Here is a 9,247-nt window from a genome sequence, read left to right on the forward strand (position 1 = left end):
TTGAGTCCACGTGGGGACAACTCGAAGTACTGACCTTCACGGCGATCCCCGTCGCCGAGATCCGACGCCCTGAGTTCATCGACTCCATCGAAGACCTCGCCCCCGAGGAACAGGCCGAGTATGTCAACGATCTAGCGAAGCGTCTTGAGCCTGCCGATGAGCTTCAGCCCGCCGTCTGTCACCTCGACTCGGGCGTAGCCAGGACTCACGTCCTACTTGAAGGGTCGCTCGCGCCACAGGACCTTCATACCGTGGTCGGGGTCAGTGGCTTCGACCAAAATGGTCACGGTACCAAGATGGCCGGTGTCGCGCTCCTCGGCGGCGAGATGGACCAGTACCTCGTCTCGTCAGATCAGGTGCGGCTTCGCCACCGGCTAGAGTCGGTCCGGATCCTTCCGACGAAGATCGAGCAGCCGCACGATCCACTCACCTATGGTGACGTGACTGCACAGGCGGTGTCGCTGCCTGAGGTCACCGCGACACGCCGGCGGACGTTCTGTATGCCGGTCAGCACGAAAAGCGACACACCTGGGAATCCGGGCCAGCCGACCCTGTGGTCAGCGATCGTAGACGCGCTTGCGGTGGGTGCGAGTGTCACCAGGGACGGCAGTAACCTTCGCCTGCTCGCACCGCCAGACACTGCTGCTGCCCGTCTGCTTGTCGTGTCCGCTGGCAACGTCGATACCTTTGTGGCCAACTACCTTGCGGAGTCAGACACCGCTGCGATCCGCGACCCCGGCCAAGCCTGGAACGCACTGACCGTAGGCGCATACACCAACCTGACCACGCTCCCAACCGACCCTGCCTATGAGGGATGGTCTACCGTTGCGCAGCAAGGCGACCTCTCGCCTCACAGCCGCACATCCCTGCGTTTCGGCCCCCGGCCTTGGCCGATCAAGCCGGACATCGTCATGGAAGGCGGCAACGTCCTTCACGACGGCGCCTCCATGTTCGAGCCAAGCCATGCGACGCTCTCGTTACGGACCACGGGCCACGCGAACGACCAAGTGCTGACGTCAGCAAACGCAACCAGCGCAGCGACCGCCCAAGCGGCCCGGCTCGCTGCCCTGGTGATGGCGACGTACCCCACATACTGGCCAGAGACTGTCCGCGCTCTGCTCGTACATGCTGCGGAATGGACATCCGTGATGCGCAGGGATGTCGACCAAAGCCGCCGGAAAAGTCTTCAGGCGCAGCAGATGCTCCTTCGCCGCTATGGGTGGGGTGTGCCTTCAGAGAAGAGGGTGCTCTTCTCCTCGGACCAGACAGTCACACTCGTCGTGCAGGACAAATTCATCCCGTTCGACGGTGACGATTTCAAGGTTCCATTCTTCCGGCTGCACGACCTTCCGTGGCCGCGCGAAGTGCTCCAAGAGTTGGGTGATTCCTCGGTGAGCCTGCGCGTGACCCTCTCCTACTTCATCGAACCAACCGCATCTCGCCGTGGCTGGCGCCAGCGCTACAGCTACGCATCGCACGGCCTCCGATTCGAACTGCAGGACCCGCTTGAAAGCGAGGCCCAATTCGTCCAGCGAATGAATCGTGACGCGCATAGCGCGGAAACCGGTGGACGCCCGGCCGCCGGGCAAGTGTCATGGCTCATCGGAGCCAACCAGCGTAACTACGGCTCCCTCCACCAGGACATCTGGGAGACATCCGGAGCGGAGCTCGCCGAGACCGGTAAGATCGCTGTCTACCCCGTCGGTGGTTGGTGGAAGAACAACAACAACCGTGATCGTATCGGTCAGCCAGTCCGCTACGCGCTGGTTGTATCCCTCAAGACGGAGGAGACCGACATCGACCTCTACACGCCCGTGGCGAACCTCCTTCACATCCCTGTCGAGATCCCTGTCGAGTAGGCTGTGGCGTGCCAGAAGTCGGCTTGGGCCCGTGAGCTGGGGTGATGCGACGATGGAGAACTGGCGGCATGATGGTCAGTTGTGTCCGTGCGCCTGCTCTATCTGATCTTCGTTCGGGTGTGTGGCTGGCTGGTTCTCCTCGGTCATTCGTCGGCGTCGAAGGACATCGAGCTGCTGGTGCTGCGGCATGAGGTCGCGGTGCTGCGCCGTACCCAGCCCAAGCACCGATGGGACTGGGCGGACCGGGCGGTCCTCGCCGCCCTGATCCGACTCCTACCCAGAGCGCTGCGAACGCACCGGCGGTCACCCCCGGCACCATCCTGCGGTGGCACCGCCGCCTGGTCACACGGAAGTGGACCCACCCGCAGCGGACGGGACGGCCACCGATCAGCGCGGAGATCGTGACCCTCATCGAGCGGCTCGCGACCGAGAACACGACGTGGGGATACCAGCGAATCCGGGGTGAGCTCCTCAAGCTCGGCCACCGGCTAAGCGCCTCCACGATCCGCCGGGTCCTGACATCCTTGGGGATACCCCCTGCTCCGAAACGGCACACCGACACGACCTGGCGACAGTTCCTGCGCACGCAAGCCTCGACCATGCTGGCCGTCGACTTCTTCCACGTGGACTGCGCGGTGACACTACGGCGTCTGTACTGCTTCTTCGTCATCGAGGTCGGCTCCCGCACCGTCCACATCCTCGGGGTCACCGCCCACCCCGACGGACCGTGGACCACCCAACAAGCCCGGAACCTCCTCATGGACCGCGGCAACCGGGCGGCCGACTTCCAGATCCTGGTCCGTGACCGCGCAGGACAGTTCACCGCGTCGTTCGACGCGGTCCTCGCCGACGCCGGCATCACCGCCGTCAAGATCCCACCCCGAACCCCACGGGCAAACGCCTACGCCGAACGGTTCGTCCGCACCGTCCGGACCGAGGTCACCGACAGGATACTGATCTTCGGTGAACGGCACCTGCGTACCGTCCTGGCCGAGTACGTGACCCACTACAACGGACGGCGACCCCACTGCGGTTGTGGCCTTCAAGCACCCCGGCCCGACCACCCCATCGCCGACCTGACCAAGGAACGGATCAAACGCCGACCTGTCCTTGGTGGCCTGATCAACGAATATGAACGAGCCGCCTAAAACCCCAGGTCAACACCGGCGGCCGAGTTCTGGCACCCCACAGGGGGTTCGAGGTCTTCAGCAAGCCCGAGCCGGTCCCTCGACCTTCGACGTTCTGACAGATTTGGGGTCCCATGCGGCGGCGTCCGTTTCCGCCAGCGGTTAATCGGCCCCCGGGAGGGGGGCGGTATCGTCGAGGTCGATGAGTTGGAGGAACCTCGTCCGCCCCGCCGGGACGACGGCGGGTGAATCCTCGCGCGGATCACGTGACTTCACGCTCCGCTTCCGGTTCCCATGGACGTAGTGGCACCGCATCAACAGGGCCGTGGGCGAGCCTGCAATGTAGCTGAACACCGTTCCGGACTTCCTGACCGCCGTGATCCGGGCGGTGACACCCAGGCCGCCGAGCAGCGGTCCGGGATCGAGTCGCAGGGTGGCGGAGGCGTCCCGCCCCGTGGCGATGAGCAGGCAGGTGGTCTCGACGCTCACGACGGAGGTCACGACCACCCACGCGGGGTCCCAATCCGGGCACGCCAGAACGTCTGCCTTGAGCCGGCGAAGGTCGGCGACATCGGCCTGGACGCCCTGGCTCGCCTTCAGCATCAGGCCGTCGCCGCGCTTGCTGCCGAACTCGAGCCTGCCGCCAGCCGCGCCCAGGTCGGCGGTGGTGCCGGCGTGGATGGTCGTGTCGGCCCCATAGGAGAGATCGTAGTCTCCCGGCGCACCACGGACCACGTCCCACGTCATCCCGAGCCCGCTCGCGCTGGTCTCGCGGATCCAGCCACCTGGGGAGAGCCGACCAATGTCACCCAGAGCCACCGTACCGCCCACGGGCCACACCGGACTCAGACTGAATTTCTGGCGCACCGCATTCCAGTATGCCTTGGGCACTTGGGCCATTCATCCACCTTGCTCGAGGTCAGCGAGAGTACCTAATGTAGCCCCATGGTCGCTCCCGATGATATGACTTATCATCAATCACTTTCGCAGGCACGGCTGCTGTTCGAGCGCGCGCGGGCATCCGGCGATGTTCCGGACCACCTGGCGGCAGCCGACCTGGCCCTGCGGGCGACTCGGGCCGCAGAGGACGACCTGCAGCGCGCGGTGGCCGGACTGCTCGAAGCGGAGATCGCGCTGGCCGTCGCCGACGCGCTCGGCGAACTCGGCGCCGAATCGGCGATGTCCGCCGCACGATCGAGACTCGAAGTGATCGACCTTTCGGCGCTGCCGGGCGAGCAGCGCGCGGGCATCGCCGAGCGGGTTGCCGAGCTGCTCACCGCGTGCGGCGCGCCACCCGCACCAATGGCGGCCCCCTTCGGCTCACACATGGTCGACCTGGCCAACGAGGTCCTTGCCTTCGAGGAGTTGCGGGAGGCGCTCGCGGCCCCGCCGACAACAGCGGACGAGGCTTCAATGGTCATCGTGGCAGCCAGCATGCTGTTCATTCCGCTGGCCTCAGCGCCCGCGGGCGAGTCGATCGAGGGACCGCTGGCTGCGCTGATCAACAGTGTCGAGGCCGCGCTCGCCTTTCCTCTGGAATCCACCGTTCGCACGCTGGGACTTCTCACCGTAGGAAACGCGCTCCTGCGGCGGTGTGAGCTCCGCGGTGACATCGCCGATGCCGACGCAGCGGTCGAGGTCGGCAGATCCCTGGTCGACGGTAGAGAGGAGCTTTCCCCCGCCAATGCCGTGGACGCCCTCGGCCTCCTCGGAAATGCGCTGTTCCGCCGAGCAGTAGCCGCAGGAGACGCTTCCGGAATATGTGAGTCCGTTCCCATTCTCGAAGCCGCGGCCGATCTTGCAGCCGATCTCGCAGCCGACATCCCCGACACGTCACTGATCGCCAGGCACAACCATCTGAACGCGGCATTGGCTCGCGACCTTGCCACCGGAGACGACGCCGAGCACCGCAGAACCTTCGAGTCGGTTCGCCGACTGATCACCCAGCACTCCTCGACTCCGGACGTGAGGTTCGAGATGCAGCTCGACAGCGTCCGCCATTACCACCGCGTGCACGGAAGAGTTCAGGTCGACGGCATCGAGTGTCCTTGCCTCGCGCAGACGCCCAGGCCCCTCCGGCCGTCTGCCCCTGCTGGCGACACACTCGGACACATCCAGCAGACTGCGATGCATGCGCTGAGCACGTTGGCGGCCTTGTCCGATGATCCCGACGACCTCGAGCGCCACCAGGCGAAGCGGGCAGTGTCGGCCGCCATCGACGCCATGGGCGAGTACTCATCCATCGGCAACTGGCTGACCTTCCATGTCGTCGCCATGGCCCTCGCGTTCGCGGACCACGAGCCCGAGGCGGCGCTTCACCACCTCCGGCGGGGAATGCGCGGTCCGGCCTGGCGGGTCTTCACACAGCCCACGCCCGGGCTGGCGGTCCGCTCCGCGCGGGCGGCCTCCCACGAGTCTGACCGGGCCATCGCATTCTGCCTGAGCATCGGCGGCGACTGCGGACTTTACGCCCTGGAGGCCGGACGGACGCTGGTCCTGCAAGCCGCGACAGCGTCCCGCGCGCTAGGTGAGCTGCTGCAGGCCGAGGGAGCTGCCGAACTCGCCGCCCAATGGGAGGAGCATCGCATTCGGTGGTTGTCCGCCCCGGTGTCCGACGAGGTGGTTCCGGACGACCTGCGACAGCGGATCGCCGCCGCACTCGCCGATTCCGACCTGGTAGAGCCGCCCCGGACGGCCGACGTCCAGGCGGCGATGACGGAGCTCGGCATCGATGCCGTGGCGTACGTCCTGCTGGCGACACCCTTCACGGAAGGAGGCTTCCTCACCCTGCGCCGGACCGGCGAGCCAGTGTTCATCGAGGTGCCGGAGATGCGACCGGACCAGCCGGCACTGCGGTCGCACCTTGCGGGCCAGGCCGCCGCCCTGGACGCCGTCTGCGACTGGGCCGGGGAATGTCTCCAGCCGCTCCTCCGCCACCTCGGCATCGACCTGGCCGAGATCCCCGATCCTCCCGTGGTCTGCGCGCTCGTCCCCGTCGGAGTCGCCGGCGCCGTCCCGTGGCACGCGGGAAGGTGGGCCGCCGAGGGCGGCCTGCGCTACGCCGTACAGGCCGCCGAATTCACCTATGCCGCATCGGCGGGCATGATCTGCACGGCTGCGGCGCGCACCGTCGACCCCGGCGACCACTCGCTGATCATCGCGAATCCGACCCGCGACCTCCTGTTCGCCGAACAGGAGGCGATGGCGCTGCGGGCGGACTTCTACCGGACCGGGACCTATCTCGGCTATCCGAAGGCGCTGGCGAGCCGAGGTCTGGAGGCCACGCCGCAGACGGTCCTCGCCGAGTTGTTCGACGCGTCGACACCACCGGGGCGCGTGGTCTTCGCCTGCCACGGCAGTACCGGTTCCGACCCCACCAAGAGCGGTCTGTGGCTTGCGGGCAGCGCACGGCTGTCCGTCCACGACCTGCTGCGGCGCGCGGCCGGCCGCCCGGCGGCGGGAAAAGGAATAGGACCCTTCGTGTTCCTCTCCGCCTGCACAACCGACGCCACCGACGCCGACCACGACGAGGTGCTAACGCTGGCGACCGCGTTCCTCTCTGCCGGTGCGGCCTCAGTGATCGGCTCCCTCTGGCCGATCGACGACGAGGCGTCGGCGGTGCTCAGCTACATGGTCCACCACTTCGTTTCGGAGGGCACACCGGTGCGGCAGGCACTGCGCGCCGCGCAGTTGTGGATGGTCGACCCCGATCGGGCCGTACCCGACGATCTGGCCGGACGCCAGGAGTTCGACGACGCCGTCGGGAGCGAGGAGTTGGCCGAACCGCGCTACTGGGCTGGATTCGCCCACCGCGGCCGCTGAGCCGACGGATCACCAGCTCGGCAGTCTGACGACGACCGGTTCCGGCCCCTCTCGGCGGTCGAGACAGAACGGACACGCCCCGGCGCGGACCTCCAGGGCATTGGCGACCGACTCGAGGAAGCCCCGCCCCGGCGGCACCACCTGACGGCCCGCCGCCAACCCGCATTCCCGACATGTGTGCCGTTGACAGCTCTGGCAGACCCTGATCGGAAGAACGTGCCCTGTGGTCCCGCAATGGTCGCACTGAACAATGCACTCGATCTTGATTGCCATGCGGAATCCGATCAGCCTGTCGGCATCGTTGGAGGATCCTGTGGGGTGCCAGAAGTCGGCCTGGGCCTGTGAGCTGGGGAGATGCGGCCGTACGGGGCTGGCGGGATGATGGTCAGTTATGTCCATCCGCCTGCTTTATCTGATCTTCGTTCGGGTGTGCGGCTGGCTTGTTCTCCTCGGCCGTTTGTCAACGTCCAAGGACATCGAGTTGCTGGTGCTGCGGCATGAGGTCGCGGTGCTGCGCCGTACCCAGCCCAAGCCCCGGTGGGACTGGGCGGACCGGGCGGTCCTCGCCGCACTGATCCGACTCCTGCCCAGAGCGCTGCGAGCGCACCGGCTGGTGTCGCAGACCTGACCAAGGAACGGATCAAGCGCCGACCCGTCCTCGGTGGCCTGATCAACGAATACGAACGAGCCGCCTAAAACCCCAGGTCAAGGCCGGTGGCCGAGTTCTGACACCCCACAGGCACCCTGGAAGCAAGAGGGACTAGTCGCGGAGCTGGGCCGCCGGATCGCCGCCATCTAACCGCCGAGCCACACTCGAACATCCGTTCGCACAGCGCGCACCATGGAAGGGCCCGTCTCACCGTTGACCGTGACCGGCCCACGCAGACACGGGCCGCGACACCCCACTCCCCGAACGCCTTCGTCGACATCCGCCTGAACCTCCCCCGGCTCACCGTCGACACCCACGACGGCTACCACCCCAGCCTTGAGCCCCTCGCCACCTTCCTCACTCAGCCCACAAACCCTGTCCATCAAGGCCCATAGCGACGATCACGGTGCCGATGTCGCCGGTGCAGGTTGGAGTGCCCTGACTGGAGCGGACCGTGCGGGCATGGATCCCCTTCCACGCTGCGACGATCGTCGGCGCCCGACACCGGGGCCGCTGGCCCCGCCGCCATGGTCACATCCACCACGCCGCCATCGGCCCTGACGGCACCGTGAACATCCGATCCCCGCGCCGCGGTGACGCGGGGTGGGCCGGCGGATCAGCCACCGCCAGCCGGCACGCGTCACCCTGGTCGCGGGCCGCCCGCTTCGCAGGCAGCAAACGGCGCGAAAGTGACAGAGCGTCACCACTGTCGGGACGGCGTCTCAGCCGCAGGTCCCGGCCCTCACACCCCGAGACGACACCCCGTTCATGATCGTTCCTTGCACAAAACTGCCGAATACGCACACAATGCGCGCACAAACCTATTTCGATCTTGAATGGATGATCTTTAACTTTGCAAAACCGTAGGTCAAAGGCCATCTATCTGGAGCCGGCGAGGGGATTTGAACCCCTAACCGCTCGATTACAAGTCGAGTGCGCTGCCAGTTGCGCCACGCCGGCCAGTCCAGGTACCCCCCTAGCGTAGAGCATCAACGGACGGTTGCCCACGACAGGCCGATGCTCCCGGCAGGCAGCCCCGCGGCCGAGCCACCGGTCGGGTGCCACCGGTCAGGAGTAGATCATCATGGGAGCCGAGCCCAGGCTGATCATCCCGAATTCGTCGTCGATCGCGCCCTGTGTCTCCCAGAACTCGACCGCGCCTACCACGTCACAATCTTCGATCAGGTCGGTCAGCCGTATATAGCGGGCCAGGGACTGCTCGATGAAGCGACGCCCATCGTGGTCCGAGATATTGCGCAGAACGGCATCGTACTGGTGGTGGAGCAGCGATGAGACAAGCTCTGTCATCAGTATCAGGGTCCGATTGCGGGAAGTCCGGACCACCAGCACACGAAAATCAGCCGCGCGCCGGGAGAAGTCAACCACATTACGAGCGGAACCGGCTGCAACGAGGCATGCCCGCATTTCCCGGAGATCCGCCGCGGTACGGCGCTTCGCCGCCAACGCCACAATCCCCGAATCCATGACGACCCGGGCCTCGGCCAGATCCCGGACGGGCGTTCCCTGCATCTGCAGCCGCAGGCCTGCCTGCCGGGCGAGGACCCGCGTGTCCGGCTCTTGGACCAGCGGCCCGAGGTGGGACCCACGGCGCAGGATGATCAGAGACTCTGACTCAAGGATGCGCAGCGCCTCCCGCATTGTCGGCCTCGCGACACCGTAAATGTCCATCAGCTCGGTTTCCGGTGGAAGATGGTCGCCAGGCCGGATGTCACCACGCGCGACTCTTCCGCGCAGGTCGTCGGCTACCATCTCGGAGAACTTGTTGATGC

Annotated in this window: 4 protein-coding genes, 1 tRNA gene and 2 pseudogenes; 4 read left to right on the top strand and 3 right to left on the bottom strand. The window is 66.4% G+C overall.

Annotation, left to right across the window (positions count from 1 at the left end):
• Both U9979_RS02005 and U9979_RS02010 read left to right on the top strand, forming a co-directional pair.
• A partial coding sequence (locus U9979_RS02005; protein WP_322778024.1) for a S8 family peptidase occupies nt 1–1,859 on the top strand: 1,859 nt, incomplete at its 5' end.
• An 81-nt stretch (nt 1,860–1,940) separates the two neighbouring features.
• Nucleotides 1,941–3,007 (top strand): annotated as a pseudogene (locus U9979_RS02010) (transposase).
• 141 nt (nt 3,008–3,148) lie between these two features.
• Here U9979_RS02010 and U9979_RS02015 read toward each other — a convergent pair.
• Nucleotides 3,149–3,886, bottom strand: coding sequence for a hypothetical protein (locus U9979_RS02015; protein ID WP_322778025.1), 738 nt, complete (start codon nt 3,884–3,886; stop codon nt 3,149–3,151).
• Between the two features lie 63 nt (nt 3,887–3,949).
• Here U9979_RS02015 and U9979_RS02020 point away from each other — a divergent pair, with 63 nt between their 5' ends.
• Nucleotides 3,950–6,808, top strand: coding sequence for a CHAT domain-containing protein (locus U9979_RS02020; RefSeq protein WP_322778026.1), 2,859 nt, complete (start codon nt 3,950–3,952; stop codon nt 6,806–6,808).
• A gap of 391 nt (nt 6,809–7,199) precedes the next feature.
• A pseudogene (locus tag U9979_RS02025) lies at nt 7,200–7,427 on the top strand (transposase); the annotation flags it as partial.
• 914 nt (nt 7,428–8,341) lie between these two features.
• Here the strand turns inward: U9979_RS02025 and U9979_RS02030 are convergent.
• Both U9979_RS02030 and U9979_RS02035 read right to left on the bottom strand, forming a co-directional pair.
• Nucleotides 8,342–8,417: transfer RNA gene (locus U9979_RS02030), tRNA-Thr, on the bottom strand.
• Nucleotides 8,418–8,525: 108 nt separating this feature from the next.
• On the bottom strand, nt 8,526–9,247 hold a 722-nt coding region (locus U9979_RS02035; RefSeq protein WP_322778028.1), incomplete at its 5' end, for a FadR/GntR family transcriptional regulator.

It is taken from the genome of Protofrankia sp. Cas4 (assembly GCF_963555915.1).
Taxonomy (GTDB): domain Bacteria; phylum Actinomycetota; class Actinomycetes; order Frankiales; family Frankiaceae; genus Protofrankia.